The sequence below is a fragment of the Streptomyces sp. NPDC005722 genome (assembly GCF_040630935.1).
Classification (GTDB): domain Bacteria; phylum Actinomycetota; class Actinomycetes; order Streptomycetales; family Streptomycetaceae; genus Actinacidiphila.
Map to the genome: position 1 here is coordinate 16,588 of NZ_JBEXYN010000034.1, position 26,416 is coordinate 43,003.

Below are 26,416 nucleotides of genomic sequence, written 5' to 3' on the forward strand. Positions count from 1 at the left end.
ACCCGTCAGGGTAACCGCCGCGATGCCCGGATCGGGCCGGTTTCACCGGCCGTTCAGGGATTCAGGGGTATTCCGCCACTCCGCAAAAACCCGGTGCGAATGCGGACCTTGTGCCGGATCATGTGCGGCATGCCCGACGCAACGCCCCCGCATCGTGCCCTGTCCATCCGTCTCGGCATGAACGACGACGACTCGCCGTCCGACGCCATCGACGCCCTGTTCCTGAGCCGCTTCGTCACCGGCGAGCAGCCCTACTCCTGCGGCACGTCCCTGGACCGGGTCAAGTCGGGGCTGACGCTCCTGCCGGGCGGCGGGTCGGTGCTGCGCTCCGCGCGGGACAAGGACCGCGGCGCGACCCTCGCCGAGGGCGACGGCTGGACGATCCTCGTCTCGCGCTGGCACCGCCGGGCCGACGTGACGGTGACGGCGGTCAGCGAGGAGCTGGCGCGGCGCGTCCTGGCCGAGGCCGTCGAGGACGCCGAGGACCAGCCGGAACCGCAGCCCGACGACGTGACCATGGGCTTCTGGTACGTCGCGCCGCGCCGCGGCCCGCACCGCATCACCCGGCAGATCAGCGCCGCCCCCTGGGACGACGTGCGGGGCAACTACACGGCGCCCGTGGCTGAGGCCATGGACGGGCTGATGAAGCTCACCGCCGACGACGTCAGCGGCCGGCTGCTGCTCCTGCACGGTCCGCCGGGCACCGGCAAGACCTCCGCGCTGCGCACGCTGGCCCGGTCGTGGCGCGACTGGTGCCAGGTGGACTGCGTCCTCGACCCCGAGGTGCTCTTCAACGACGTCGGCTACCTGATGGAGATCGCCATCGGCGAGGACGACTCCGAAGGGCCGGGCCGCTGGCGGCTGCTGCTCCTGGAGGACTGCGACGAGCTCATCCGCGGCCAGGCCAAGCACCAGACCGGGCAGGCCCTGTCGCGGCTGCTCAACCTCACGGACGGCCTGCTCGGCCAGGGCCGCAACGTCCTGGTGGGCATCACCACCAACGAGGACCTGGAGCGTCTGCACCCGGCGGTGGTCCGTCCCGGCCGCTGCCTGGCCCGGATAGAGGTGGGCCCGCTGACCCGCGCCGAGGCGACCGGGTGGCTCGGCACGTCCGAGGGCGTCGGCCGGGACGGTGCCACGCTCGCGGAGCTGTACGCGCTGCGCCGTGCCGCGTCCTCCTCCGGCGGCACCGCGCTTCCCCACCAGACGACCCCGGCCTCCGCCTCCGGAGGCCTCTACCTCTGATGTCCGGGGGTCCCCCCGCCGGGGCGCGGGGGCGGATCCGGACCCGTACCCCGGCGGAACTGCGCCGCGGACGCCGTCCGCGGTCGCACGGCTGCTGGGACCACCTGTACGCGGCGCCGCTGTGGCCGCTGCACGGCGTGAACCTGGGGACGCTGCTGCGCACGTGCGACGCAGTCGGCGCGTGCCTGGTCGTCCCACGCTTCCCCTGGGTGCCGGAGGCGCTCGCCCGCGGCAACACCCTGCGGCGGCCCGCCTGCGTCCACTGGACCGGTGACCCCCTGGGCTGGCTGCAGCGGCAACGCGACCGGGGGGCGCACGTCGTCGGGGTGGAACTCGCCGAGGAGGCCGTACGGCTGGCGGACCTGCCGGCGGCGCGGCGCACCACCGTCGTCGTGCTGGGGCACGAGCAGCACGGCATACCGCCGGAGGCGCTCGACCTGCTCGACCTCGCCGTGGAGATCCCGATGGTGGGCACGGGCGCCAGCCTCAACGTCGCCGTCGCCGGCTCGCTTGCGCTCTACAAGCTGGCCGGGCTGCTGTGACCGGTGGTGGCGCGGGCTACGCCTCGTACGCGGCGCGCAGGGCGTCCCGCACGGCGGTCTCCGCGGCGGCCCGGTCCAGTCCGAGGCGCCGGGCGCGCTGGGCGTAGGCGGACGCGGCGGACGCGGCCTCCCGCGCGGCGGCGTCGCCCGCGGCGGCGACGAAGGTGCCGTTGCGGCCGCGGGTCTCGATCACACCGTCCGCCTCCAGGGCCCGGTAGGCCTTGGCCACGGTGTTGGCCGCCAGCCCGAGGTCGTCGGCGAGGCCGCGGACGGTCGGCAGCCGGTAGCCGACCGGCAGGGCGCCGGAACGGGCCTGGTCGGCGATCTGCTCGCGCAGTTGCTCGTAGGGGGCGGTGGCCGCGTCCGGCCTGACGGTGATCTTGAGGCTCACGGTGTGTCGTCCTCCCGGCGGGACGGATCGGCGCTCTTTGTCGCGGCCATTGTGCTGCACACGCCGTCCGCGAGGACGACGGCACGGCCTGGACCCGCCGGGTCGTGGGCGATGGAGTCGCCCGGCTCGTGCAGGTGCAGCAGGAAGCGCTCGCCCGCGCGGTACGCCTCCAGGCCGGCCCTGCAGTACGCCACCATGTCGTCCGGCAGCGCGTCCAGGGAGAACCAGCCGAGCTCCGAGCACTTGTCCGGCTCCCGGTTGACCGGTTCGTGGGCGTCGCCGTCCGCCGCGAAGAACCAGCCGATGCGCTCGCCGCCGCCGGGGGCGCGGTGCTGCATGACGAGGGCGACGGAGACGTCCTCGGGGCGCAGCACGACGCCCACCTCCTCGTGGGCCTCGCGGATCATGGCGGTCAGGACGTCCTCGCCGTCCTCGACGTGGCCGGAGGGGGCGTGCAGCAGGCCGTCGGCGTAACCGGTGTTGACCCGGCGGCCGAGCAGGACCTCGTCGCCGCGGCGGAGCACGAGGTGGACGTCGACGATCTCCGTGTGCCTGCGGGGCTGCTTGATCCGCACGACCGCGGCGTAGCGCTCGTCGTGGACCGGGCGGCCCCACAGCGCGGTGTCGTGGGCGAGCTGCTCGACCTGGGTGTGCTCGGCCAGCGGCCGGACCATCGCCGCCAGTTCGGCGGCGCGGATGCCCGCGGGCTCGGCCTCCCCCCAGCAGCCCTCGACCAGCACCAGGCGTCCGCCACGGCGCAGCAGCCGGGCCCAGCGGCGCAGCGCCGCCACGGGGTCGGGCAGCGCCCACAGCACGTGGCGGACGAGCACCACGTCGAACCGGCCGTCCGCGACGGGCGGTCCGGCCGCGTCCCCGACCAGAACCCGGGCCCCGGTGCCGGCCAGCTTCGCCCGGGCCAGCGCGGCCATCCGCGGTGAACGGTCGACGCCCGTCACCCGGTGCCCCTGCTCGGCGGCGAGCCGCGCGAGGCTGCCCGTGCCGCAGCCGAGGTCGAGCACGTCCGCCGGGGCGCCGGGCAGCCATCCCCGCAGCCGCGCCGCCCATGCCTCCCGCACCGCGGGGTCCCGCAGACCGTGGTCCGGCTCCTCGTCGAAGCGGTCCGCCACGGTGTCCCAGTACGTGTCCTTGCTCGGTTCGCCCACCCCGTGATCCTTCCACCCGCCACTGACAACGCCGGATGACCGTGGGCCGCCCCCGCCGCCGCAGGCGCGGAGGCCGCCGTCCGGCGCACCGGCAGGACCCGGTGGCGGCCACCCGCATCAGACCCGGGGTCCGTGGGCGGGCGTCGCCGGCCCCGCGACTGCGCGGCGTCAACGACCGCTCCACGGCAGGGGTGTCAGCTCAGGCCGAGGTTCCGGTAGCGGGTGCGGCGGGCCGCCAGGCGGACGGCGCGCGGCCGGGTCCGGAGGGCAGCGAGTTCCGCACCCAGGACCGCGCCCAGGCGGACCAGGAACGCCTCGGGCTCGTCCGCCGCGTCGGGGGCCTCCTCCACCACGCGGTCGACGATGCCGTGCGCGGCCAGGTCCGCCGAGCGCACGCCCTGGCGCCCGGCCACCTCGTACGCGCGCTCCGTCGTCCGGTGGAGGATCGCGGAGGCCCCTTCGGGCGGCAGCGGGGAGAGCCAGGCGTGGCGGGCCGCGACCACCCGGTCCGCGGGCAGAAGCGCGAGCGCGCCCCCGCCGGCGCCCTGCCCGAGCAGGAGGCACAGCGTGGGCGCGGGCACGGTCATCAGGTCGGCGAGGGAACGGGCGATCTCGCCCGCCAGCCCGCCCTCTTCGGCCTCCCGGGAGAGGGCGGCGCCCGCGGTGTCGACGACGGACAGCAGCGGCAGGTCCAGTTCCGCGGCGATGCCCATGCCGCGGCGGGCGACCCGCAGGCCGGCGGGGCCCAGTGCGGGCGGCCGGCCGTCGCCCGTCTCCCGCCGGTCGTGGCCGAGGACGACGCAGGGCGTGCCGCCGATGCGGGCGAGCGCCAGCAGCAGTCCGGGGTCCCGCTCCCCCGCGCCGGTGCCGCTGAGCGGGGTCACGTCCCGGGCGGCCACCGCCAGCAGGGCGCGCAGCCCCGGCCGTTCGGGCCGCCGCGAGCGCCGGATGGACTCCTCGGCGGTGGGAACGGGGACGGGCGCGGCGGGCTCGGGTCCGGCCCCGCCGGGGTCGGGGGCGGCCGACGAGTCGCCGCTCAGCACCCCGAGCACCCGGGCCGCGGCGTCCGCGAGTCCCCCGGAGGGCAGGACCGCGTCGACGATGCCGTTGGCCAGCAGGTTCTCCGCGACCTGGACGCCGGCCGGGAACTCCTCCCCGTACAGGGCCTCGTGGACCCGCGGGCCGAGGAATCCGATGAGCGCACCGGGTTCGGCGGCGGTGACGTGCCCGAGGGAGCCCCAGGACGCGAAGACCCCGCCCGTGGTCGGGTGCCGCAGGTGGACCAGGTACGGCAGACCGGCCGCCTTGTGGTCGGTGATGGCCGCCGCGACCTTGACCATCTGCAGGAACGCGATGGTGCCCTCCTGCATCCGCGTCCCGCCCGAGGCGGGCGAGGCCAGCAGCGGCAGCCGTTCGCGGGTGGCCCGTTCGACGGCCCGTACGAGGCGTTCGCCCGCGGCGACGCCGATCGAGCCGCCCAGGAAGCGGAACTCGCCCGCGACGACGGCGACCCGGCGGCCGCGGATACGCCCCTCGCCGGTGACGACCGACTCGTCGAGCCCCGTGCGCTCCCGGGCCCGGGCGAGGTCGGCGCGGTAGCCGGGGTCGTCGAGGTACCCGGGCAGGGCCGTCACGGGCTCGTCCCAGCCGTGCCAGGTGCCGCGGTCGACGACGGCGTCGATGAGCTCGAGGGCGGCCGCGCGGCGGCGCGTCGGTTCGGTCATGGGGCCACCCTAGGGTGCCCGACGGAGGCGGTGGCCAGGGCCAACACCTCACGGAACACGGGGCGGAGGTCACTCGGACGGCGCAACTCCATCACGGGCCGAAGGTCGTTGTGGGGATGTGGTCACAGTCGATCCCCAGAACGCGCCGGGTGCGCCGTCCGGGAGTGAGGTCCCCCGGACGGTCCCGGCGCCCATCCGCCGCAGCCGTCCGTACCGCCCGCCGGAAGGCCTCCCCCTCGGGGAATGGGTCTTCGTCCCGGGGACGGCGGGATTCTTCGGGCAGAGTTCGGACGCCTACATCGAGCGCGGCGAGGAGCACATTCCCCTCGTGTACTGCTCTTCGGAACTGGAACAGTTCGCCAACGAAATGGTCGGGATCGAGGGTGATTTCACCCGCCGCTGCTCCGGCATCGATCTGGACGGGCGGTATTAGGGCGTGCATTCACCGTATCCCCCGCACACGCCCGGCCCCGACAGGAATTCCTACATGCCGCCTTTGCAGGACCGTTTCCGCTTCGAGAACGACGTGCCGTACGAGGACGACCTCAACGGCCACACCATTTACAGTCCCCGCCAGGCCCCGGACGACACCTCGGGGAACGGCGTCTTCTCGGCCCCTGACTACGACGTCCTGAACGGGGTGTGGACGTCCGAGGAGGAACTGGCCCAGCTCCTCGAACCCCCTTTGCTGGACGACGTGGACGAGGACGACGAGGACGACGTCTTCGCCGCGCCCTCCCCGGAGGCCGCGACCCACGAACTGCCGCTCACCCGGCACCGGCACCGCAGGATCCGCGGGGCGGCGCTGCGGCAGAAGGTGACCAGGACCCAGACGCTCAGCTTCGTCGTCGCGGCGGTCGCCGCCACGATCGTGGCCATGGTGAGCGTGCTCGGCGGGATGGTCGCCCACGACCCGCTGCGGCACATCGCCGCCACCAACGGGGCGTCGGGGCTGGCTGACTGGTGGCCGCTGCTGGTCTACGGCCCCTGGATGGTGGCCTCGCTGTCGATCCTGCGGGCCGCGCTGCACCAGCGCCGCGCACCGCACTCCTGGGCGGTCGTCCTGCTCTTCTCGGCCTTCGCGATCCTGTTCTGCGTCGCCTCCGCCCCCCGGACGATCACCGACTGGACCGTCGCCAGCCTGCCCGCCATCGCCGCGCTGTCCTGCTTCCACCAGCTCGTACGGCAGATCACCCTCACCCACCCGCCGCGCCGCACCTCCCGCAGCCGGCACTCCTCCTGACACGGCGCCCCTCCCCGGCCCGTCGAGCGGGCCGGGGCCGCGGCGGGCCGGCCGGACCGCTCAGCCGGTGCCTCCGGCCGATCCTCCGAACGGCACGAAGGTCTGGCCGATCGGCATGAGCCGGATGAGCCCCCCGCACGCCCACATGTCCGGCAGCGGGGCGGCCGTGAGCGGCCGGGAGTCACCGGGGATCCAGACCCGGGCGCCGTACGGGGGATCCCACCCGCCGGTCGCATGGCACTCGGGACGCCGCTCGTCCGACCAGAGAAGGCCGTACGAGGTCTGCTCCCCCGGCGCGAGCACGACGAGGTCGGCCGCGAGTCCCGGGACCCGGGTGACGGTGACCGACCTGGGTTCCGTCGTGTCGGGCCCCTTGCCGCAGTCGGGGGTCGGATCGTCGGCGCCGTTGCAGACGACCGGTATGCCGTCGCCGAAGACCTCCAGTCCCGCCCAGCCCTGCAGCGAACAGGTGCCGTGGGAGACGTTGTGCAGCACGATCTGCGCAAGGTACTCGCCGACACGACCGCCGGGCTGCGGCTCGGCGGACCGCCCGGCCGTGGCCGTCAGGTCCACCGAGCGGCACTTGGGCGCGGCCTCCTGCGGCGGCGTCTGCCGAGCGGCCGGTCGCGTGCCCGCGTGCGCCGGCCGGGACGCGGTACCTCGCGGGCGTGGGGGCCGCGTGGACTGCCCCGACGGCGGTGGCGTGGACACCGGTGGCACGGACCGCGGCGAGGGAGGAGCAGGGACGGCGCGCGACGGGGCTCCGGCGAGCCCCGAGTCGTCGGCGGGAGGCGGCGTCGCACAGCCCGCCAAGGCGCAGAGCAGCACCACGACGGCCGGGACGCACTTCCTGATGATCCTCACGCCGGGAACCCAACTACATCAGGGGCTTTTTCAGAACAGGCCGGACACGTTGTTCAACGCGCCTTAACTACCCCGCCGTCTCAGCCGGCCGCCCTCGGGGGCGGTGAGGTCGCGGTCCGGGCGCGTCCCGCATCCTCAGCCCCCGCTTAGCGATGCCTTAACGCCGCCATAAAGATCGTCCGCAGGTCCCCCGAACAGGGGTTCCGCCCCTGCGGCGCGGCTAGCGTGCTGGTTCGCCGATGCCCGTCGGCGCCGCGCACGGGGGCGGCGCCGACGGGGTCCCGGCACTCCGCGCACCCCGGGCCACCGCCGAAGGAGAACCCCACCATGACCGCACGCAGAACGGCTGCCCTGGCCGCCGCCCTCGGGATCGGACCGCTCGCGCTGACCGGCCTGGCGGCGGGACCGGCGAACGCCCACGGCACCATGGGCGGCCCGGTCAGCCGGGTGCTGACCTGCTACGCGGAGAACCCCGAGCACCCGTCGTCGGCGGCGTGCCGGGCGGCGGTCGCGGCGGGCGGCACGCAGGCCTTCTACGACTGGAACGGGGTGCGCATCGGCGACGCGGCCGGGCGCCACCGGCAGTTGATACCGGACGGCAGGCTGTGCAGCGCCGGCAACGAGGAGTTCAAGGCGCTGGACCTGGCGCGGGCCGACTGGCCGGCGACGCGGATGGCACCGGGACGGCAGGAGCTGACGTACCGCGTGACGGCCCGCCACAAGGGTGCGTTCGAGCTGTACATGACGAAGGCGGGGTACGACCCGTCGAGGCCGCTGACGTGGTCGGACCTGGACGCGCGGCCCTTCGCGAAGGTCACCGACCCCCAGGTGCGGGACGGCGGTTACGTCCTGCCGGTGGACGTGCCGGCCCGGTCGGGGCGCCAGCTGGTCTACGTGATCTGGCAGCGCTCGGACAGCCCGGAGGCCTTCTACTCCTGCTCGGACGTGGTCTTCGGCGCGGACACCGGCAAGGCCCCGGAGGCACCCGCCGCGCCCGCCACCTCGGCCCCCGCCACGACCGGGGGCGCCCCGGCCGCGGCCACGACCGCCCCCGCGCCCACCGCCTCCGTGCCGGACGACGCGCAGGTCTCCGCCGGGGCGGACCGGTCGACGGTGCGCCACCGCCATCACGCGCAGACCGCCGCGGAGGGCCCCGCGAGCCCGCTCGCGGAGCCGTCCACGACGGCGGAGGCCTCCCCGGCCGGCGCGGACCTCGCGCAGACCGGGAGCAGCAGCACCGGCACGACCTCGCTGATGGCGGCGGGGGCCGCCGCCGTGACGCTCGGTGCGTCGGTGCTGCTGCTGGTCGCCCGCAGGCGCCGGGCGGGGAACGCCGGCTGAGGCGGACCGTCAGCTGAAGACGTCCCCGCAGTCGGTCGCCTTGGCGTGCGCCGGGTCGAGGGCGTTGGCCGTCTCGTGGAACACGATGCGGTCGGTCAGCCCGGCGAGGACGTGCTCGGACAGGTCGAGCGGGCACAGGTCCTGCAGCACCACGTTGCGCACGTCGGGGCCGGACAGGAACTGCGAGGTGTACGGCGTGACGACCTCGTCGTACTTGGTCGCGATCACCGTGTAGCGGACGCCGGGCAGGGTGTCGCCGCCGGCGTTCAGCTGGGTGAGGAAGGCCGATCCGGCCATCTGGTCGGTCAGTCCCTGCGGGGTGAGGTGCTCGATGGCCTCGGCCGCGCCGGGGAAGTAGGGCAGCAGCTTGAGCAGCCCGCCCAGGTCGGTACCGTGGTTGCTGGGCGCGATGCCGACCAGGGCGTTCACCTTGGGGGCACCGCCCAGGAACTTCATGTAGTAGCGCGGCATCATGCCGCCCTGGGAGTGCCCGACGACGTCGACCTTGCCCGCGCCGGTGGCCGCGAGGACCCGGTCGACGTAGTCGGCGAGTTGCCGGGCGGACGCGGCGACGGGGCCGAGTCCGTGGAAGAGGGGCACGCCCGGCAGCTGGCCGTAGTCGAGGGAGTAGACGCAGTAGCCCCGCTTGACCAGGTAGGGCGCGAGCCCGAGCCAGTTGTCGATGGAGTTGCCGAGGGTGCCGTGGACGAGGACGACGGGCCGCGGGTGGGCGGCGGACGGCTTGCAGGACCAGTTGTTCCAGCCGCTGCTCGCGGTGGCGCCGGCGGCGGTGGCCGCGGCGTTGACGGCCGTGGTGGCCTTGGTGCCGGACGCGGGGGCCTTCGCCAGTGCGGCGGTGGTGGTGTCCGCCAGGACGGGGGTGGCGAAGAGGGCGGCGGTGAGAGTCAGCGCGGAGAGGAGCCGGAGCGCTGATCGCGGTCTGATGGGCAGCATCGAGCGATCTCCTCGCAGGTGGGGGAAGGACTGGCTCCCGTGCAGCCTGTGATCCGGATCACCAGAGTGCTGAGCTTCCGTCAATTTACGAGTGAGTAACAAACGTCGCCAGCTACCGGTCGGTAAAGAATTCATCACGTCGGCTTCACGTCGATGTGATAAAGGGGCGTCAGGCGGCACCCGACAGCGCCGCGGGCATCAGCGCCCGCGGGCCGAAACGGGCCCGCGCCCGGTCCGCGACCGCCTCGATACGGCGCGCCTTCTCGTCCCCCGGGTCCAGGCTGAGCTGCAGCGTCGCGAGTCCGGCGTCCGTCAGCCCCTCGGCGCGCAGCGCGAGTCCGCGCACCCGGGCCCGCTGCAGCCCCAGCCCCTCGTAGAGCCGGTACGCGGCCTCGGCGAGTGCGGTGCCGTGGCCGCTCGGCTCGGGCAGCGCGCGGGTGCGGGTGGTCGTGGAGCGGTCGGCGTAGCGGACGGTGAGGGTCAGTGAGCGCGCGACCCGGCCCGACGCACGCAGCGAGGAGCCCAGTTCCTCGGTGAGCGACAGCAGGGCACGGCGGTGCCGCACCGGGTCCAGCTCGTCGTGGCCGAAGCGGCGTTCGGCCCCGGCCGAGCGGGCGGGGGCGTTCGGGACGACCGGGGCCGGGTCGATGCCGCGGGCCCGCTCGTGCGTCCTGCGGCCCGCCACGGCGCCCAGGATCCGCTGCAGGGTGCCCAGGGGCGCGGCCGCCACCCGTCCCACCGTGTCCAGGCCGTACGTGGCCAACTGCCGTGCCGTCGCCGGGCCGACGCCGTGCAGCGCCGCCACCGGGCGCTCGGCGAGGAAGGCCGCGACGGCGGCGGGGTCGGTGGGAGCGACGCGCACCGCGCCCTCCGGTCCGTCCTGTGCCGCCATCCGGGCGAGCAGCGGGTTCGGGCCGACGCCGATCGTGCAGTCCACGCCGTGGAGCGCGAGCAGCCGCACCCGCAGCAGCGTGGCCAGTTCCGCGGCGTCGCGCCCGAAGTAGCGCAGCGCCCCGCGGACGTCGGCGAGCGCGGCGTCGGGCGGCAGTGCCTGGACGACGGGGGTGAAGCCGCCGAGCAGCGCGAGCAGCGGCTCGTACCGCTCCTCGGCGGCGTGGAAGTGCACGTACAGCACGTGCGGCGCGGGCGGGGTCCCCGGCGGCTGCGGGCTCCGCCCGGCCCGCGGGCCCCGCGTCAGGTCGGCGCTCATCGTCCCGCGCTCCCCGGGCTGGAGTGCCACAGCTTGCGGCCGGTCGGGACGCCCTCGCCCGCGGGCCGCAGATCGGCCCAGGGGTGCATCTCGTAACCGGTGGACATGCGGACCCGGCGGCCCGCGGGCGGGGGCGCCGGGAGGCCGGCGGGTTCGCCCGGGGTCTCGGCCAGGCGCGCCGCGACCGCCTCCAGGCCGCCCTCCTTGCGCAGTTCGACCAGTTCGGCCAGGTTCCAGGCGGCGGCGCCGACGACGGACAGGCTCTGCGGGCCGCGGCGCTGGACCACCCCGCGGACCAGCAGCAGCCAGGAGTGGAAGACGGTGTGGGCGCAGGCCTCGTGGCTGTCGTCGAAGAAGGCGAGGTCGACCAGGCCGGTGCCGTCGTCGAGGGTGGTGAAGACGACCCGGCGCCCGGAGCGGATGGGCGGCGTCTGGGTGGCCGCCTTGGCCCCGGCGACCAGCACGGTCTCGCCGTGCCGCACCTCGCGCAGCCGGTTCGCCGGGATCGCGCCCAGCTCCTCCAGGAAGGCGAGGTGGTCGTCCATCAGGTGGCGGGAGGCGTCCATGCCGAGGACGCCGAGTTCGGCGCCGAGCCGTTCGCCGTCGTCCATGTCGGGCAGGCCGACCGGCGCGAACGACGGCTCGCCCGCCCCTCCGGTCAGGGTGAGCTGGCCGTCGTAGGCGGAGGCCCGGCCCTGCCGGTGCACCTCGGCGACCTGGAGCAGCATGTCGCGGCGGTTGCCCCCGAAGGAGTCCAGCGCGCCGACCTGGACGAGGCGTTCGGCGGCGGCACGGCCCGGGCGGGCGCGCTCCCACAGGTCCTGGAGGGAGGAGTAGGGCTGTCCGGCGGTGATCCTGGCGACCTCGGCCTCGCTGATGCCGTGCACCTCGGAGAGCGCGAGCCGCAGCCCCCACACCTCCTCGGCCCCCTCGCCCTCCTCGCCGGGCACCGGCTCGATCCGGTAGGCCGCGCCCGACCGGTTGACGTCCAGCGGCAGCACCGGCACCCCGCGCCGCCGGGCGTCCGCGAGCAGCAGCCGCTTGGGGTACATCCCGGGGTCGTGGGTGAGCACCCCGGCGTAGAAGGCCGCCGGGTGGTGCGCCTTGAGCCAGGCGGACTGGTAGGTCGGCACGGCGAAGGCGACGGCGTGCGCCTTGCAGAAGCCGTACGCGCCGAAGGCCGAGACGATCTCCCAGGTGTGCCGGATGACCTCGCGGGAGTAGCCGCGCTCCCGGGCCTCGTCCGCGAACCAGGCCCGCAGCCGCCCCTGCCGGGCCTCGTCCGACAGCGCGCGCCGGGCCTCGTCGGCGAACCCCCGGTCGCAGCCGGTCATGACCCGCATGATGTCGATGAGCTGCTCGTGGAAGACGACGACCCCGTGGGTCTCGCGCAGCACGGGCTCCAGGTCGGGGTGCGGGTAGTGGACGGGCGTGCGGCCGTGCCGGGCCTCGATGAAGGGCCGCACCATGTCGGCGGCGACCGGCCCGGGGCGGAAGAGGGAGATGTCCACGACCAGGTCGTGGAAGGTGGCCGGCTGCAGCCGCCCCACCAGGTCGCGCTGGCCGGGGGACTCGATCTGGAAGCAGCCCAGCGTCTCGGCGGAGCGGACCAGTTCGTACGTGGCGGGATCGCCCTGCGGGATGCGGTCCAGGTCGATCCGGCCGCCGCCGGTCCGTTCCACCTCGTCCAGGGTGTGCGCCATCGCGGACTGCATGCGCACCCCGAGCACGTCGAGCTTGAGCAGCCCGAGGTCCTCGACGTCGTCCTTGTCGAACTGCGACATGGGGAAGCCCTCGCCGCTGGTCGGCATCACCGGCGTACGGTCCAGCAGCCCGGCGTCCGAGAGCAGCACCCCGCAGGGGTGCATGGCGACCCCGCGCGGCAGTGCGTCCAGCGCCTCGACCAGCTCCCACAGCCGGCCGTGGTCCTCCCCGGCCACCTGCCGCAGCTCGGGCAGTTCGGCGAGGGCGGCCCGCGCGTCGCGGGCCCGGATGTGCGGGAAGGCCTTGGCCAGCCGGTCGGTCTGCTCCGGGTCCATCCCGAGGGCCGCGCCCACGTCGCGGACCGCGTGCCGGACGCGGTAGGTCTCGGGCATGGCGACGGTGGCGACCCGCTCGCCGCCGAAGCGGTCCAGGATGCGCCGGTAGACCTCCAGCCGGCGGGCGGACTCCACGTCGATGTCGATGTCGGGCAGGGAGGCGCGCCGGCCGGACAGGAAGCGCTCCATGAGCAGGTCGTGCTCGACGGGGTCGGCGGCGGCGATGCCCAGCAGGTGGTTGACGAGCGAGCCGGCGCCCGAGCCGCGCGCCGCGACCCGGATGCCCATCTCCCGCACGTCGGCGACCACCTGGCCGACGGTGAGGAAGTACGAGGCGAACCCGAGCCGCTCGATGATCCGCAGTTCGTGGTCGAGCCGCGTCCAGTACGCCGGGTCCCGGTCGTGGCCCTCGCGGACCATCCCGGCGGCGCAGTGGGAGCGCAGCACGCGGTCGGCGGTGCGGGCGCCCGCGCCGACGACCTCCGGCTCGGGGAAGTGCACCTGCCCGAGCCCCAGGTCCTCCTCGGGGTCGACGGCGCAGCCCGCGGCGGTCTCCTCGGTGGACCGCAGCAGCCGGCGGGCGTCGCCGCGGGTGAACCCGGCCGCCTCCATGACCCGTTCGGCGGTGCGCGCCATGTCCCCGGAGTCCTTCAGCCAGCGCTCGCCGCTGTCCAGGCTCCCGGTGTCGCGCACGTCGACGGGCACCAGGCGGCGCGCCGAGTCCAGGACGTCGGCCACCTCCCCCTGCCCGGGGTCGGCGTAGCGGACGGCGTTGCTCAGCACCGGGACGACGCCCTGCTCGACGGCGAAGCCGACGGTGCGGGCGGCGAGCCGCAGCGAGCCGTACCCGGTGCCGGTGCGGCCGTGGTGCACGGCCTCCAGGCGCAGCGCGTCCCCGTACACCTCGCGCCAGGGGCGCAGCAGCCGGGCGGCCCGGTCGGGGCGTCCGGCCGCCAGCGCGCGGCCGACCTCGGAGTCCGCGCCGAGCAGCACGTACAGCCCCTCCCGTCCCAGGTCCTCCCAGCCGATGCCGCCGTCGGTGTGGGCGGCGCTGACCAGCCGGCACAGCGTGCCCCAGCCGCGGCGGTCGCGGGCGAGGAACACCGCCCGGTCGGTCGCCTCCGGCACGAAGGCCCCGCCGCGCACCGGGGTGCGCCGCCGGGCGGCCGGCGGGGCGGTCCGGGAGCCGGTCCGGGAGCCGGTCTGCGGGGCGGCGCCCCCTCCGGCGTACGCCGCCGGCACCGCCAGGGAGGCGCCGAACAGCGGCCGCACCCCGGCCCGTACGCACGCCTTGGCGAAGCGCACCACACCGGCCACGGTGTCCCGGTCGGTCAGTGCCAGCGCGTCCATCCCCCGTTCGGCGGCTCGCTCGGCGAGCTGCTCGGGGTGCGAGGCCCCGTACCGCAGCGAGAAGCCGGAGACGGTGTGCAGGTGCGTGAATCCCGCCATACGCACCTCCGACCGCTCGCGTCTCCCCCCTTCCGAACCCTCTGCCACCCACCATAGACCACTTGTCGAACACATGTACGAAGACGCGCCGGATCCCTGTCCTCCGCCACCCTCCGCGTGGTTTCATGCACACGACGTCACCGACGCTCGCACCCCGACGGGGAGTCGCCATGCCGATGCTGCTGGTCAAGGGCTCTTTCCAGATAAAGAACACCGAACCGGACGGGGACACCGTCGGCTTCACCCCCACCCGCCACCCCGACTGGAACCGGGTCAGGGGCGGGCTCGGGCTCGACCTCACCAACTCCTGCCGGGGCAAGCTGCGCCTGGACGCCGTCGACGCGCTGGAGACCCACTACGGACCCACCTCCGCCCCGGCCCACCAGCCGCTGCCCTTCGCCCACGCGGCCCGGGACGAGCTGCTGCGCTGGCTCGGCTTCACCGCCGTGGAGCGCGGGCCCGGCGACGAGCGCGTCGTCGCGTCCGCCCCCGAGAGCGTCCCCGGCTGGATCCTGACCGGCGGGGTGGACGTGCACGGCCGCTGCGTCGCCCTGGCCGGCCGCGGCCCGCTGCCGGAGGGCACGAAGAGCGGGCAGGAGGTCACCGTCGGCGTGCCGCTGCTGCGCGAGACCGTCAACCACCACCTGATCACCGAGGGCCTGGCCTACCCCACCTTCTACAGCAACCTCTACGAGGACCTGCGCCAGGAGCTGACCGAGGTCGCCCGGCAGGCCCGGGACGCGGGCAAGGGGCTGTGGCCCGGCGACGTGAGCACCACCGGGGCGAAGATCACCGGGCTCTCCTCGCTCACCGACGACGCGGTGCTCGTCCCCAAGCTCTTCCGGCGGCTCTCCGACTACCTCGCACTCGGCGAGCCCTCCCTCGCCGCCTTCCGCGCCTTCCTGGCCGGGGCGGCGGACAGCTACCGGATCCTGTCCTCGGACACCCCCCGCACGCAGGTGCGGGGACTGCACCGGGTCGTCGAGGTGACCGGCGACCACACCGTGCGGATGACCGTCCCGATCGAGGACCTGGTCTTCACCGAGGCCTGACGACCGGGGCGAACCCGGCCGCCCACCGCAGCAGTTCCTCGTCCTCGCCGGGGCGTCCGACGGCCTGCAGACCGAACGGCAGGCCGTTCGCGGCGAACCCGGCGGGCAGGCTCACCGCGGGGAAGCCGGCGTTGCTCCACGGCAGGCACATCACCGAGTCGCCGGTGCTGCCCAGCCCGAAGGGGGCGGGGCCGGTGGCGGACGGCGCCAGCCAGACGTCGACCTCCCCCATGGCCGCCAGCAGCCGCTCGCGGAAGACCCGGCGCTCGCCCGCGGCCCGCTCGTAGTCGTCGCGGCCGACGGCGTGGCCCTCGCGGATGGCGGCGACCGTCTGCTCGCGGTATAGGTGGCCGTACCGGGGGAACCAGTCGGCGTGCGTACGGGCCGCCTCGTAGCGGTTCATGACGTACAACTGCCGTACGACCGCGTCGAACTCGCCCGGGCCCGCCATCACCGGCACCTCGCGGACCGTCCAGCCCGCCGCCTCCAGCCGCTTGACCTGGGCCGCGAAGGCATCCCGGGCCTCCGCCCCGGCCCGGTCCAGGTAGGGGCCGACGGGGACGCCGAGCACCGGCCGGCCCTCGCCGGCCGCCGGCGGCTCCCGCCAGTCGTCGCACAGGACGGACGCGCCGCGCGCCGCCGTGGCCACGTCGACGGCGAGCACGCCGACCGTGTCGAAGCTCGGGGCGTTGGCGATCACCCCGTCCACCGGTACGCGTCCGAAGGTCGGCTTGAAGCCCACCACCCCGCAGTAGGCCGCGGGCCGGACCACCGAGCCGACGGTCTGCGTCCCGACCGCCAGCGGCACCATGCCCGCCGCCACCGCGGCCGCCGAACCGCTGCTCGAACCACCCGGCGTGTGGGCGGTGTTGTGCGGATTGCGGGTCGGCCCGGGGGCGGTCACCGCGAACTCGGCCGTCACCGTCTTCCCCGCGACCAGCGCCCCGGCCGCCCGCAGCCGGTCCACCAGCGGTGCCTGCGGCCCGGCCAGCGCCTCCGGCGGCACCGCGGACCCGGCCCTGGTCTCCATCCCGTCGATCCGGACGATGTCCTTGACGCCCACCATCATCCCGGACAGCGCACCCGCCGGCGCCGCGGCCGCCTCCGCCGCCAGCCGGCCCCGCCGGTCCGGTTCCCGTACGAACGCCTTGATCCGGGCGTCGAGCCGGTCGATGCGGTCACAAGTCCGTGCCACCAGATCCGTCACGGCCGCCACGCTACGCCGAAAAGCCCCGGCCTTCCCCGGACACGGCGTCATCGCCCCGCCCCGCGGGCCCCCGCGGGCCGGGACGGGCGGCCCGGCCCGGAAGGGGGCGAGCGTACGCGCCCTCCCGGGCGCCCCAAACACCGCGTCGGTGCGAGATTCGTCACGTCCCGATGTCACGTGGATGCTCCCTCGCCCCACCCGTCAACCCGTGTCACGCGCGCGTCACCCCAGTGGCTACTCAGGGGTTGCGAAGGCAAGGGGACGGCACGATTTACTGACCGCCATGACGGCGACCGACATCCTCTCCAGACCCGTGGCGCACCCCGGCCGGCTGCGCATGGTGAGCCGCCTGCGCCGCCTCGCGGCCGCCGGCCTGGTGGAGCCGCCGTGCGGCGCACGGCCCCCGCGGTACCCGGAGGACGAGGACGCCGAGGTCTGGGACGACTTCCGGCACCGGCTCGCGGCGCTGCTGGTCGGCCTGCACGAGGAGGCGAAGGCGCCGCGCCCGGCGCACCGGGCCGCCGTGCACGTCGGCGCGACGGTCATGGCCTTCCCCCTGCACCGCCGGTTCCACTGACCCCCTGATCCCGGCCCGGCACCCGGTGCGGCTCCCCCGGCCGCGCACGGCCGGGCCCCGGACTCCGCCGCAGCCCGGGGCCCGCCGGAACACGTGGGCGTCAGCCGAGTTGCGCCCCGACCGCGGCCAGCGCCGTGGTCACCGGCTGGAAGAAGGTCTCCCCGCCCGCCTGGCAGTCCCCACTGCCGCCGGAGGTGAGGCCGATCGCGCTGCCGTCACGGGTGAACAGTGCGCCCCCGCTGTCGCCCGGCTCCGCGCAGACGTCGGTCTGGATCAGCCCGGTGACGGTGCCCTCCGGGTAGTTGACCGTCGCGTCGAGCCCGAGGACCGTGCCCCCGTGCAGCCCCGTGGTGCTGCCCATCCGGAACACCTCCTGGCCCACGGCCGCCTCCGCGGCCCCGCCCACCGCCAGGGCCCGGCCGTTGCCGAGGTTCACCTGGCTGGGCGCCTGGGTGCCCGGGTCGTCGTACGTCACGAGGGCGAAGTCGCCGTCCCCCGGGAAGACCGCCTGCCGCACGGTCGCGACGGGCGCCCCGCCCTGGCTGTCCGACCAGTTCGGGAAGGCGACCCCGCAGTGGCCCGCGGTGAGGAAGGCCGGAGCGCCGTCCTTGACGACGTTGAAGCCCAGCGAACAGCGCGCCCCGTCGGCGAAGACGGCGTCCCCGCCGGCCAGCAGGGGCTTGAACTCGCCCGCGGACTTCCGGATCCGGGCCATGCCGCCGCCCAGGGACCGCACGGTGGACTCCAGGGTGTCCCACTTGCCGCCGGTGACGGTGCGGTCCGCGGTGACCAGGATCCGGTTGGTCCGGGGGTCGACGGCCCAGGCGGTGCCGGGGATCGTGGCGCGCTGCTTCAAGGTCCGCGCGGCGGAGGTCAGTTCGGCGGCGCTGTTCTCGACCGTCCGCGTCTCGGCGCCGGCCCGCTGTGCCTGTGCGATCACGTCGCCGTGGTCCCCGGCGACCACGTTCACCACGAGCCGCCCGCTCGCCTTGTCGTAGTACGCCCCGGCGACGGACGGGCCGAACTCCGCGCCCAGCCGGGAGGCGAGTTCCGCGGCGGACGCGGCGCTGAACTTCTTCGGCGCGGCGGCCTCACGTTCCTGCGACGCAGACTGCGAGGCGTTGGCGTTGGGCAGCAGTACGGCCGCTGCCGCGATGGCGGCGGCACCGGCCGTGACGAACACGATCTTCCTCTTGGCTATCTGTTTGTGCTTCAACTCGTGACCTCCTGTGGGGGGATACAGGCCGGATCGTCGGGCTCAGGGGGAAGCGTCGTTCGTCCCACATACGCAGGCCCGCCCCGTTGCGTTCACCACCGCCGATCCGCTCGCGTCCGCGGTCGCGGTTGTGGTGGAATCCGCCCGATGAGCACTTTCGACCCCTCCCCCGTGGCGCTGGAGTACCGCGCCGCCTACGACCGGCAGTTGCGCGCCCGTGTGCCCGCCGACCTCTCGCGGTTCCGCTCGGTGGAACGCGACGGCCCGCTGCTGCGCAAGACCTACGAGCACGGGGAGACGGGGTTCCTGGACTACCGCGACCTCGGCGGACTGGACGGCCCCGGGCTGGACGCCCTGATCGCCCGGCAGCGGGACCACTACGCGGCGCTGGGCATGCCGGTGGAGTGGAAGTACCACGCCCACGACCTGCCGCCGGGGCTGCCCGACCGGCTGGTCGCGGCCGGCTTCGTGCCGGAGGAACCGGAGACGGTACTTGTCGGTGAGGCGGCGGCGCTGACGGCCGCGCCGGTGCTGCCGGCGGGTCTCGCGCTGCGGGAGGTCACGTCACGGGCGGACTTCGAGCGCGTCAGGGAGATGGAGGAGGCGGTCTGGGGCGTCCCCCACGACTGGCTGCCGGGGATGCTGGAGAGCGAGGTGTCGGGGCCCGGCGACCCCTGCACCGTGGTCGTCGCCGAGACCTCCGACGGCACGGTGGTCTGCGCCGGCTGGGCCCGCTTCCACGAGGGCACCGACTTCGTGTCGCTGTGGGGCGGCTCCACCCTGCCGCAGTGGCGGGGGCGGGGCGCCTACCGGGCGACGGTGGCGCACCGGGCCCGGCTGGCGGTCGCCGCGGGGCACCGTTTCGTGCAGGTCGACGCCTCCCCGGACATCGCCCCGATCCTGGCCCGGCTGGGGCTGCTGCCGGTGGCGGTGACGGTGCCGTACGTGTGGCGGCCGGACGTGCCGCCCGCGGGCGACGGGGTCAGCTGACGTCGGGGGGCCGCTGCGGCCGGACGGTGTCCAGCAGCGGGTCCGCCGAAAGCGTCTCGCGCAGGTCGGCGGGGAGCTCCTCGGCGGGCTCCTCCAGCGGAACGCCGGACTCCGGCGGGTCGGCTTCGGCCCGTGGCGCGGGCCCGCGCGGGGCCGCCGCGCGGGGGGCCGGCGCGGGCTGCGCTTCGACCGCGGGGTACGGGCCCGGCTGGGCGCGTTCGAGGAAGCGCAGCAGCTCCACCGGGAAGGGCAGCACGAGCGTGGAGTTCTTCTCCGCGGCGACGGCGACGACCGTCTGCAGCAGGCGCAGCTGGAGCGCGGCGGGGGTGTCGCTCATGACCGCCGCGGCGTCGGCGAGCTTCTTGGAGGCCTGGAACTCGGCGTCCGCGTTGATGATCCGCGCCCGGCGCTCCCGCTCGGACTCGGCCTGGCGGGCCATCGAGCGCTTCATCGTCTCCGGCAGCGAGACGTCCTTGATCTCGACCCGGTCGATCTGCACGCCCCAGCCGATCGCCGGGCTGTCGATCATCAGCTCCAGCCCCTGGTTGAGCTTCTCGCGGTTGGAGAGCAGGTCATCGAGGTCGCTCTTGCCGATGATCGACCGCAGCGAGGTCTGCGCCATCTGCGAGACGGCGAACCGGTAGTCCTCGACGTTGATGATCGCGTCGGTGGCGTTGACGACCTTGAAGTACACCACCGCGTCCACCCTGACCGTGACGTTGTCGCGGGTGATGCCCTCCTGGGCGGGCACCGGCATCGTCACGATCTGCAGGTTCACCTTCCGCATCCGGTCGACGACCGGCACGATCATGGTGAATCCGGGCGTGCGCACCCCGCCCCTGACCCGGCCGAGCCGGAACACCACGCCCCGCTCGAACTGCTGCACCACACGGGCCCCGGCGACGAAGTACAGCGCTCCCGCCGAGAGCACGGCGGCTATCAACTCGACGACCATCACGGCCCCCTGGGGTCCGGAATCGCAGTACTTCCACGGTACCTCGCGGGTAACCCGCCGGATACGGTCCGGGATGCCCCGTTACGGTGCCCGGTCGCCGGCCGGGCGCGCCCCCGGCGGCGCCCTACCGCGGCGCGCCCGGCTCGCCCGCCGCCCGGGCGAGCCGGTCCGCGACGACCCGCAGCCGTTCCACCAGCTCAGGGGGCTCCCGCACCTCGAAGTCGACGCCGATCATGCCGATGTAGACGGCGAGCGCGTCCAGGGAGTCGGAACCCGTGCGCAGCACGCAGCTGTCCGGCCCGGTGGACTCCACGGTCGCGTAGCCGGCGTACTCCGCCACCGCCTCGGCGGGGGCGTGCACGGCGACGACCGCCTGGTGGCGGTAGGCCCGCGAGGTGACGCCGCGGGCGACGTACGTCGCGGCGTCCGCCGGAGGCCGCCGGGGCGCGAAGCGGGGGCCGGTCGGGGACTTGGGTTCCATCCGGTCCACCCGGAAGGTGCGCCAGTCCTGCCGGTCGGTGTCCCAGGCGAGCAGGTACCAGCGGCGGCCGTGGTGGACCAGGCCGTGCGGCTCGACGGTGCGGCGGCTGGCGGTGCCGCCGTGCGCCCGGTAGTCGAAGCGCAGCCGTTCGTGGTCGCGGCAGGCGGTGCCGATCGTGGTCAGCACGTCCTGGGCGACGGCGCTCCGCAGGACGGCGGGCCGGGCGACCGCGACGGCCTCCATGGCCTGCGCCCGGTGGCGCAGCCGGGAGGGCAGCACCTGCTCCAGCTTGGCCAGGGCGCGCAGCGAGGTCTCCTCGATGCCCTCGACGGTGCCGCCGGCGCCGGTGCGCAGGCACAGCGCGACCGCGATCGCCTCCTCGTCGTCGAGCAGCAGCGGGGGCAGCGCGGCACCCGCGCCCAGCCGGTAGCCGCCGGCGGTGCCAGGGGTGGCGTGCACCGGGTAGCCCAGGGCGCGCAAGCGCTCCACGTCGCGGCGCACCGTCCGGGCGGTGACCTCGAGGCGCTCGGCGAGTTCGGGCCCCGGCCAGTCGCGCCGGGACTGGAGCAGGGACAGCAGGCGCAGCAGACGGGCGGAGGTTTCCAGCACGGCATCAGTCTGGCAGTCGTCGCGGACGGTTCCTGACCGCGTTCCGCCCTACCGTCACGTCCATGGAGACGATCCCCGAGGGCACCGTCCTCGACCGCCGGACGCTCAACCGCTCCCTTCTCGCGCGGCAGTCGCTGCTGGGCCGGGAGCGCACCGGCGTCGCGGAGACGGTCGAGCGGCTGGTGGGGCTGCAGGCGCAGGAGCCGCAGGACCCGTACGTGGCGCTGTGGTCCCGGGTCGAGGACTTCGCGCCCCGCGAGCTGTCCGCGCTGCTGGAGGACCGGCGGGCGGTGCGGATGTCGCTGCTGCGGTGGACGGTGCATCTGGTGACGGCGCGGGACTGCACGGCGCTGCGCCCGGTGGTGCAGGACGTGATCGAACGCCGCCTGCTCGGGCAGTTCCGGCGGCAGCTGGCGGGGCTGGACCTGGCGGAGGTGGCCGCGGCGGGCCGGGCGCTGCTCTCGGCCGGCCCACTGCCGGCGAGCCGGCTCGGGGACGCCCTGCGCGAGCGCTGGCCGGACCGGGAGCGGCTGCCGCTCAGCCTGGCCGTCACGGCCCGCGTTCCGACGGTGCAGCCGCCGCCGCGCGGCCTGTGGCGCACCTCGGGCGCGGCCCTGCAGACCCCGGCCGACCGCTGGCTGGGCCGGGACTTCGACCTCGCGGACGGCGCCGCGCCCGACGCGGCCGTCCTGCGCTACCTCGCCGCCTTCGGGCCCGCCTCGCCCCGGGACGTCGCCGTCTGGTCGGGGCTGACCGGGCTCGGCGCGGTCGTCGACCGGCTCCGCCCGCGGCTGCGGGTCTACCGCGACGAGAAGGGCACCACGTTGTACGACGTCCCGGGAGCGCCCTTCCCCGACCCCGGGACACCGGCGCCGCCGCGCTTCCTGCCGCAGTACGACAACATCGCCCTCTCGCACGCCGACCGGGCACGGATCATGCCGCGCGACCCCCGGACCGACCTGCCGCTGCCCGGCAGCGGCAGCAACCGCGGCTTCTTCCTGCACGACGGCTTCGTCCACGGGCTGTGGCGGATCCAGGCCGCCCGCGACGCCGCCGTGCTCCACGTCCGGCCGTACGCGCCGCTGGGCGCCCGGGCCCGGGAGGCGGTCGCGGCGGAGGGCGGGCGGCTGCTGGCGTTCGCGGTGCCGGAGGCCGCCGCCCGGGAGGTGCGCTTCGCGGGGTGACCGCGGAGCGTTTCCCGGGCGGCGGCGGGGCCGGCTCAGTACACGCTGACCCCGTACGCCGTGAGGACCTCGGGCAGCGGCTGGAAGAAGGTGGTGCCGCCCTCGGTGCAGTCGCCGCTGCCGCCGGAGAGCAGCCCCAGTGCCTTGGTCCCGTCGTACAACGGCCCGCCGGAGTCCCCGGGTTCGGCGCAGAGGTCGGTGCGGATGAGGTCGCGGACGATGTCGCCGTCGCCGTAGTTGACGGTGTAGCCGAGCCCGGTGACGGTGCCGCTGCGGACGCCCGTCGTGGAGCCGTCCCGTCTCACCGCCTCCCCGACCCGGGCCCGCGCGGCCTTCTTGATGTCCTGGCGGCCGGCCTTGCCGGGCCGGGCGACGGAGCCGGTGTAGCGGACCAGGGCGTAGTCGTCGTACGGGAAGCTGAAGGCGGTGGTGGTGCCCAGTGTCCTGGTCCGGCCGGGATCGGCGTACCAGGTCGTGGCGGCGCGTCCGCAGTGACCCGCGGTCAGGAAGTAGTAGGTGCCCGCGGCGCGGACGTTGAAGCCGACCGAGCAGCGGAAGCCGCCGCCGTGGACGGCGTCGCCGCCGGCGACCATGCGCTTGAAGGAGCCGCCCACGCGCTCGAAGCGGACCGCGCCGCCGTGGCGTCCGGCGGCCCGCCGCAGCGCGCTGAGCCCGCTGCGCGAGACGGTGTCGTCGGTGGCGATGACCAGCGCGCCGCTCCGCGGGTCGACCGCCCAGGCGCTGCCCGCGACGTCCGCCGACTCGGCCGCCAGCCCCGCCGCGGCCAGTTGCGCGGCCGAGGCGGTGCGGGCGGCGGTCGCGGCGGTGGCGGCCCGTGCGTCCGGCACGGCGACCGCGGTCGCGGCCAGCAGGCCGAGCAGCGCCGCTCCGGGCAGTGCGGCGCCTCTGGCGAGGCCGCGGCGCGGAGTGGTGCGCTTGTTCCTCATATGTTCCCCCCTACGAGGTTATGCGGTGCCTCGCGGAGTATTGCGACGATCAGCCCTGTCGGACAAGAGGGCCATACGGGACGTGCCCGGCGGCCGTGGGGCCGCCGGGCACGTCCGTGACGGAAGGGAGGGCGTGGACCTCCCGGAAGGTCAGAAGACGCTGACGCCGTAGACGCTGAGCGCCTCCGTCACCGGCTGGAAGAAGGTCGTGCCGCCGACGCTGCAGTTGCCGCTGCCGCCGGAGGTCAGACCCAGCGCGATGCCGCCGGAGGTGTACAGCGCGCCTCCGGAGTCGCCACCCTCGGCGCACACGTTGGTGCGGATCATCTGGTAGACCACGTCGCCGCCGCCGTAGTTGACGGTGGCGTTGAGGCCGGTGACCGAACCGCTGTGGATGCCGGTCGTGGAGCCGTCACGCAGGACGGCCTGGCCCACGAAGGCGTTGCCGGCGCTGGTGATGTCGGTGTTGCCGGCCGTGCCGCTCTTGGTCACGGAGGTGTTGCTGTACCGGACCAGCGCGTAGTCGTTGGTCGGGAAGCTGTAGCTGACGTTGGAGCCCAGCACGGTGGACTGGCTGGAGTTGGAGTACCAGGTGGACGCGACCTCACCGCAGTGCCCGGCGGTCAGGAAGTAGTTGGTGCTGCCGCTGCGCACGTTGAAGCCGAGCGAGCAGCGGTAGCCGCCGCCGTAGATGGCGTCGCCGCCGGCGATCAGCCGCTTGAAGGTGCCGGCCGTACGGCGGAAGGTGACCGCGTCGCCGTAGGAGGCCGTGGCCTCCTGCAGCTTGGCGAGTTCGGCACCGGAGACCGTGCTGTCGGCGGTGACCTCCAGCCGGTTGGACTTCGGGTCGACGACCCACGAGGTGCCCGCGACGTCCGCGGCGAGGGTGGCCTTGCCGGCCTTCTCCAACTGGGCGGTGCTGTGCGCCACGAACTTCGGGACCGCGCCGGCCGCGCTGACGGCCTGGGCCGCCTTGTCGCTGGTGACGTTGACGACCATGGCCTTGGCCTTGGCGTCGTAGTACGAACCGGCGGTGGAGGCGGTGCCGAGGGACGTGGTGAGCGCGGCCGCGGCCTCGGGGGAGGCCTTGGGCGCGGGGGCGGCCTGGGCGGCGGGCAGGGTGAGCGCGGTGGCCGCCAGCAGACCGGACGCCACGGCGATCAGCCGAGCGCGTCTCGGGACGGGGGTGTGGGTGGTGCGCTTGATCCTCACGCGTTTTCCTCCTGTGGGGGAACGGAAGTTGACCCGCGTAGCGCGGGCCGGTGAGGCGCAGCCAGGACGCCGCCGTACTGTGGGGGTGGCGTGCCCCTGACAAGTGCTGCGCACACGGGAGTATTCAGAGTCACGCACAAGCGCACAAGGGCAGCTTTCGGCCGCGGCACACCCCCCGAACTCCGCGGCGGCGCCCCGGGGGCGTGCCGGGGTGACGGTGTATCACCTGATGGGACCGCCGCCCCCGCCACCCGGGCGCCACCGCCCCACCCCACCCCCGGTTTGGCGCGAACGGGCGGCTCCGCCCCGCCCCTTCCGCGGAACGCCGCACGCAACCCCGCTGTGCGGCCGCCCCGTACCCAGCCCCGCCACCGCGGGATCCCCCCACCGCGCAAGGCCCGTTGAACCGCCTCACCCGCCCGGCGAGCGCACGAGACCGGACACCCACGCCGGGAACGGGCCGCACGCCCCCTCAGCAGTCGCAGCCGCAGCAGTCGCAGTCACAGCAACAGCCGTCACCGCAGCCGCAGTCGCAGGAGGAGCAGTCGCAGTTGGAGCACCAGCCCTCGCGCCGCTTGCCGCTCCAGGGGTCTTCGTAGTGGTCCCGGCAGCAGATCTGGCAGGTGCAGCAGAGCCCCGCGAACACCGCGCACCCGGCGAGCAGGCCGCGGCGGGGGCCCTGCTGGTGCGGGGGGCCGGGGGTCAGCCAGGGCGACTGCACCGGCTGCCCGGGCCCGCCCGGGCCCGGGTGGTGGGCGCACGAGGCGCCGAACGCGCGGTCCACGGAGCGGCGCAGCTCATGGGCGAGCAGGAGGTGGGCGAGCGCGCCGTCGGCGAACTCGACGTCCCGCAGCGCCAGCCGGACCCCGTGCACGGCGTCGTCACACAGCCGGCGCGCCTCGTCCAGGCTCGCGCCGGTGGCGGTCAGCGGGTTCCACGCGCCCGCCGCGGCGTCGGCCTCCAGGTCCTCCACGGCGTCCAGCAGGTGGGCGAGGCGGCCGAAGAGGCGCCCCGCCTCCTCCAGCGGGGCGCGGTTGGCCGGGCGCCCGGCGAGCACCGCCGTGTGGCCGAACGCGGCGGCGGTGGCCGTCTCGGTGGGCTCGGTGACGGTCAGCAGGGACGTGCCGGGACCGGCGGCCGCCTCGACGGCCGTCTGCCGGCCGACGGCGTCCAGCAGCACCGCGGTGTCGAACCCGAGCCCCGAACCGGTCACGGCGCCCGCCCGGTCCCAGCGCCGGGCCACCGTGCGCGCCGCCGCGGCGACCGGACGGCGCGCCAGCAGCCCGTCGCCGTCCGCCATGTGGTCGCGCACCTTCGCGGAGGCCAGCACCAGCGAGACCGTCGCCGCCAGCCGCGCGCCCTCCCCCTGGGCGACCGGCGCCGTCCGCATCGCGCGCAGCGGGCACGGCCCGGCGGTGCGGCGGGCGTCCCGCGCCCGCCCGGCCTGGGCCTCGACCAGCACCGAGACGATGAGCCCGTCGTAATTCGTGGCGACCCTGGCCAGTTGCCCGTGATCGTCCCTCAGGGCGAGGCAGAGGCCGCACAGATGGGCCGTCCACGATATGGCCAGCTTCTCCGGCAGACGGTGTCTGCACGGTCTGACGATTCCGAACATCGCAATCCCCCGTACGTCATTCGCAGCAATGGAGCACGTCATCGGCTGGTCGTTCGGTACGCCACCCGTTCGGCTGTCCGGCGGTGCGGCATCACTCTACCGAGCGGGACCCTTTCCGATGATCCGTCAGGATCCGTATTCCGTGGGGTGACTGGGGGCCACTAGTGCGATTTATGCACCAGGTCTGTCACGAATCCACCCCACGG

The 26,416-nt window shown here is 75.0% G+C and carries 23 protein-coding genes; 9 read left to right on the plus strand and 14 right to left on the minus strand.

Annotated elements, in window-relative coordinates; translation table 11 throughout:
• Positions 1–129 precede the first annotated feature (129 nt).
• The gene (locus ABZ479_RS30105; protein ID WP_499603759.1) at positions 130–1,245 is read left to right on the plus strand and encodes a DUF5925 domain-containing protein; all 1,116 of its coding nucleotides are present in this window, start codon (positions 130–132) and stop codon (positions 1,243–1,245) included.
• Positions 1,245–1,787, plus strand: a complete 543-nt coding sequence (locus tag ABZ479_RS30110) for a TrmH family RNA methyltransferase (protein WP_500464502.1) — start codon at positions 1,245–1,247, stop codon at positions 1,785–1,787. Before ABZ479_RS30105 ends, ABZ479_RS30110 begins: the two co-directional genes overlap by 1 nt.
• A gap of 16 nt (positions 1,788–1,803) precedes the next feature.
• Here ABZ479_RS30110 and ABZ479_RS30115 read toward each other — a convergent pair whose 3' ends face one another.
• The 3 genes from ABZ479_RS30115 to ABZ479_RS30125 all read right to left on the minus strand — a co-directional run bounded on the left by ABZ479_RS30115 (position 1,804) and on the right by ABZ479_RS30125 (position 5,065).
• On the minus strand, positions 1,804–2,178 hold the full coding sequence (locus ABZ479_RS30115) for a GntR family transcriptional regulator (RefSeq protein WP_500464503.1): 375 nt from the start codon (positions 2,176–2,178) through the stop codon (positions 1,804–1,806).
• A complete protein-coding gene (locus tag ABZ479_RS30120) occupies positions 2,175–3,341 on the minus strand; it encodes a methyltransferase domain-containing protein (RefSeq protein ID WP_500464504.1) in 1,167 nt (388 codons plus the stop codon). Before ABZ479_RS30120 ends, ABZ479_RS30115 begins: the two co-directional genes overlap by 4 nt.
• A 194-nt stretch (positions 3,342–3,535) precedes the next feature.
• Positions 3,536–5,065 carry a carboxyl transferase domain-containing protein gene (locus tag ABZ479_RS30125; protein ID WP_500464505.1) on the minus strand — a complete coding sequence of 510 codons (1,530 nt, stop codon included), beginning with the start codon at positions 5,063–5,065 and terminating at the stop codon, positions 3,536–3,538.
• 118 nt (positions 5,066–5,183) lie between these two features.
• Here ABZ479_RS30125 and ABZ479_RS30130 point away from each other — a divergent pair, with 118 nt between their 5' ends.
• Together ABZ479_RS30130 and ABZ479_RS30135 are read left to right on the plus strand one after the other, a co-directional pair.
• Positions 5,184–5,498, plus strand: a complete 315-nt coding sequence (locus ABZ479_RS30130) for a hypothetical protein (protein ID WP_499603767.1) — start codon at positions 5,184–5,186, stop codon at positions 5,496–5,498.
• A gap of 54 nt (positions 5,499–5,552) precedes the next feature.
• Positions 5,553–6,308, plus strand: a complete 756-nt coding sequence (locus tag ABZ479_RS30135) for a DUF2637 domain-containing protein (RefSeq protein WP_499603768.1) — start codon at positions 5,553–5,555, stop codon at positions 6,306–6,308.
• Between the two features lie 60 nt (positions 6,309–6,368).
• On the opposite strand, the gene ABZ479_RS30140 is transcribed toward ABZ479_RS30135, so the two are convergent.
• Positions 6,369–6,881, minus strand: coding sequence for a DUF4232 domain-containing protein (locus ABZ479_RS30140; RefSeq protein ID WP_500464506.1), 513 nt, complete (start codon positions 6,879–6,881; stop codon positions 6,369–6,371).
• 618 nt (positions 6,882–7,499) lie between these two features.
• On the opposite strand from ABZ479_RS30140, the gene ABZ479_RS30145 reads away from it, so the two are divergent.
• Positions 7,500–8,513, plus strand: a complete 1,014-nt coding sequence (locus tag ABZ479_RS30145) for a lytic polysaccharide monooxygenase auxiliary activity family 9 protein (RefSeq protein ID WP_500464507.1) — start codon at positions 7,500–7,502, stop codon at positions 8,511–8,513.
• Positions 8,514–8,522: 9 nt separating this feature from the next.
• On the opposite strand, the gene ABZ479_RS30150 is transcribed toward ABZ479_RS30145, so the two are convergent.
• The 3 genes from ABZ479_RS30150 to ABZ479_RS30160 all read right to left on the minus strand — a co-directional run bounded on the left by ABZ479_RS30150 (position 8,523) and on the right by ABZ479_RS30160 (position 14,165).
• Positions 8,523–9,467 (minus strand): esterase/lipase family protein, encoded by a 945-nt coding sequence (locus ABZ479_RS30150; protein WP_500464508.1) that lies wholly within the window; start codon positions 9,465–9,467, stop codon positions 8,523–8,525.
• Between the two features lie 169 nt (positions 9,468–9,636).
• Positions 9,637–10,677 carry a DNA polymerase Y family protein gene (locus ABZ479_RS30155; RefSeq protein ID WP_500464509.1) on the minus strand — a complete coding sequence of 347 codons (1,041 nt, stop codon included), beginning with the start codon at positions 10,675–10,677 and terminating at the stop codon, positions 9,637–9,639.
• The gene (locus ABZ479_RS30160) at positions 10,674–14,165 is read right to left on the minus strand and encodes a DNA polymerase III subunit alpha (RefSeq protein ID WP_500464510.1); all 3,492 of its coding nucleotides are present in this window, start codon (positions 14,163–14,165) and stop codon (positions 10,674–10,676) included. The genes ABZ479_RS30155 and ABZ479_RS30160 overlap by 4 nt, the downstream gene beginning before the upstream one ends.
• A gap of 170 nt (positions 14,166–14,335) precedes the next feature.
• Here ABZ479_RS30160 and ABZ479_RS30165 point away from each other — a divergent pair, with 170 nt between their 5' ends.
• On the plus strand, positions 14,336–15,217 hold the full coding sequence (locus ABZ479_RS30165) for a thermonuclease family protein (protein ID WP_500464511.1): 882 nt from the start codon (positions 14,336–14,338) through the stop codon (positions 15,215–15,217).
• Here the strand turns inward: ABZ479_RS30165 and ABZ479_RS30170 are convergent.
• Positions 15,204–16,433 carry an amidase gene (locus ABZ479_RS30170; RefSeq protein ID WP_500464512.1) on the minus strand — a complete coding sequence of 410 codons (1,230 nt, stop codon included), beginning with the start codon at positions 16,431–16,433 and terminating at the stop codon, positions 15,204–15,206. The genes ABZ479_RS30165 and ABZ479_RS30170 overlap by 14 nt on opposite strands.
• A gap of 274 nt (positions 16,434–16,707) precedes the next feature.
• On the opposite strand from ABZ479_RS30170, the gene ABZ479_RS30175 reads away from it, so the two are divergent.
• The gene (locus ABZ479_RS30175) at positions 16,708–17,001 is read left to right on the plus strand and encodes a hypothetical protein (RefSeq protein WP_500464513.1); all 294 of its coding nucleotides are present in this window, start codon (positions 16,708–16,710) and stop codon (positions 16,999–17,001) included.
• Between the two features lie 100 nt (positions 17,002–17,101).
• On the opposite strand, the gene ABZ479_RS30180 is transcribed toward ABZ479_RS30175, so the two are convergent.
• Complete coding sequence (locus ABZ479_RS30180) at positions 17,102–18,217, minus strand: S1 family peptidase (RefSeq protein WP_500464514.1); 1,116 nt, start codon at positions 18,215–18,217, stop codon at positions 17,102–17,104.
• A 147-nt stretch (positions 18,218–18,364) separates the two neighbouring features.
• Here ABZ479_RS30180 and ABZ479_RS30185 point away from each other — a divergent pair, with 147 nt between their 5' ends.
• Positions 18,365–19,207 (plus strand): GNAT family N-acetyltransferase, encoded by an 843-nt coding sequence (locus tag ABZ479_RS30185; RefSeq protein ID WP_500464515.1) that lies wholly within the window; start codon positions 18,365–18,367, stop codon positions 19,205–19,207.
• Here the strand turns inward: ABZ479_RS30185 and ABZ479_RS30190 are convergent.
• Positions 19,200–20,162, minus strand: coding sequence for a slipin family protein (locus ABZ479_RS30190; protein ID WP_500464516.1), 963 nt, complete (start codon positions 20,160–20,162; stop codon positions 19,200–19,202). The two genes, ABZ479_RS30185 and ABZ479_RS30190, sit on opposite strands and share 8 nt — an antisense overlap.
• A gap of 124 nt (positions 20,163–20,286) precedes the next feature.
• Positions 20,287–21,252: a helix-turn-helix transcriptional regulator gene (locus tag ABZ479_RS30195; RefSeq protein WP_500464517.1), complete on the minus strand. Its 966-nt coding sequence runs from the start codon at positions 21,250–21,252 to the stop codon at positions 20,287–20,289.
• Positions 21,253–21,314: 62 nt separating this feature from the next.
• On the opposite strand from ABZ479_RS30195, the gene ABZ479_RS30200 reads away from it, so the two are divergent.
• Complete coding sequence (locus tag ABZ479_RS30200) at positions 21,315–22,436, plus strand: winged helix DNA-binding domain-containing protein (RefSeq protein WP_500464518.1); 1,122 nt, start codon at positions 21,315–21,317, stop codon at positions 22,434–22,436.
• A 35-nt stretch (positions 22,437–22,471) separates the two neighbouring features.
• On the opposite strand, the gene ABZ479_RS30205 is transcribed toward ABZ479_RS30200, so the two are convergent.
• The 3 genes from ABZ479_RS30205 to ABZ479_RS30215 all read right to left on the minus strand — a co-directional run bounded on the left by ABZ479_RS30205 (position 22,472) and on the right by ABZ479_RS30215 (position 26,210).
• On the minus strand, positions 22,472–23,383 hold the full coding sequence (locus ABZ479_RS30205; RefSeq protein WP_500464519.1) for a S1 family peptidase: 912 nt from the start codon (positions 23,381–23,383) through the stop codon (positions 22,472–22,474).
• Positions 23,384–23,533: 150 nt separating this feature from the next.
• Positions 23,534–24,595 carry a S1 family peptidase gene (locus ABZ479_RS30210; protein WP_499603796.1) on the minus strand — a complete coding sequence of 354 codons (1,062 nt, stop codon included), beginning with the start codon at positions 24,593–24,595 and terminating at the stop codon, positions 23,534–23,536.
• Between the two features lie 472 nt (positions 24,596–25,067).
• Entirely contained in the window at positions 25,068–26,210 is a 1,143-nt protein-coding gene (locus ABZ479_RS30215; protein WP_500464520.1) for a DUF5685 family protein, read from the minus strand.
• Positions 26,211–26,416 lie beyond the last annotated feature (206 nt).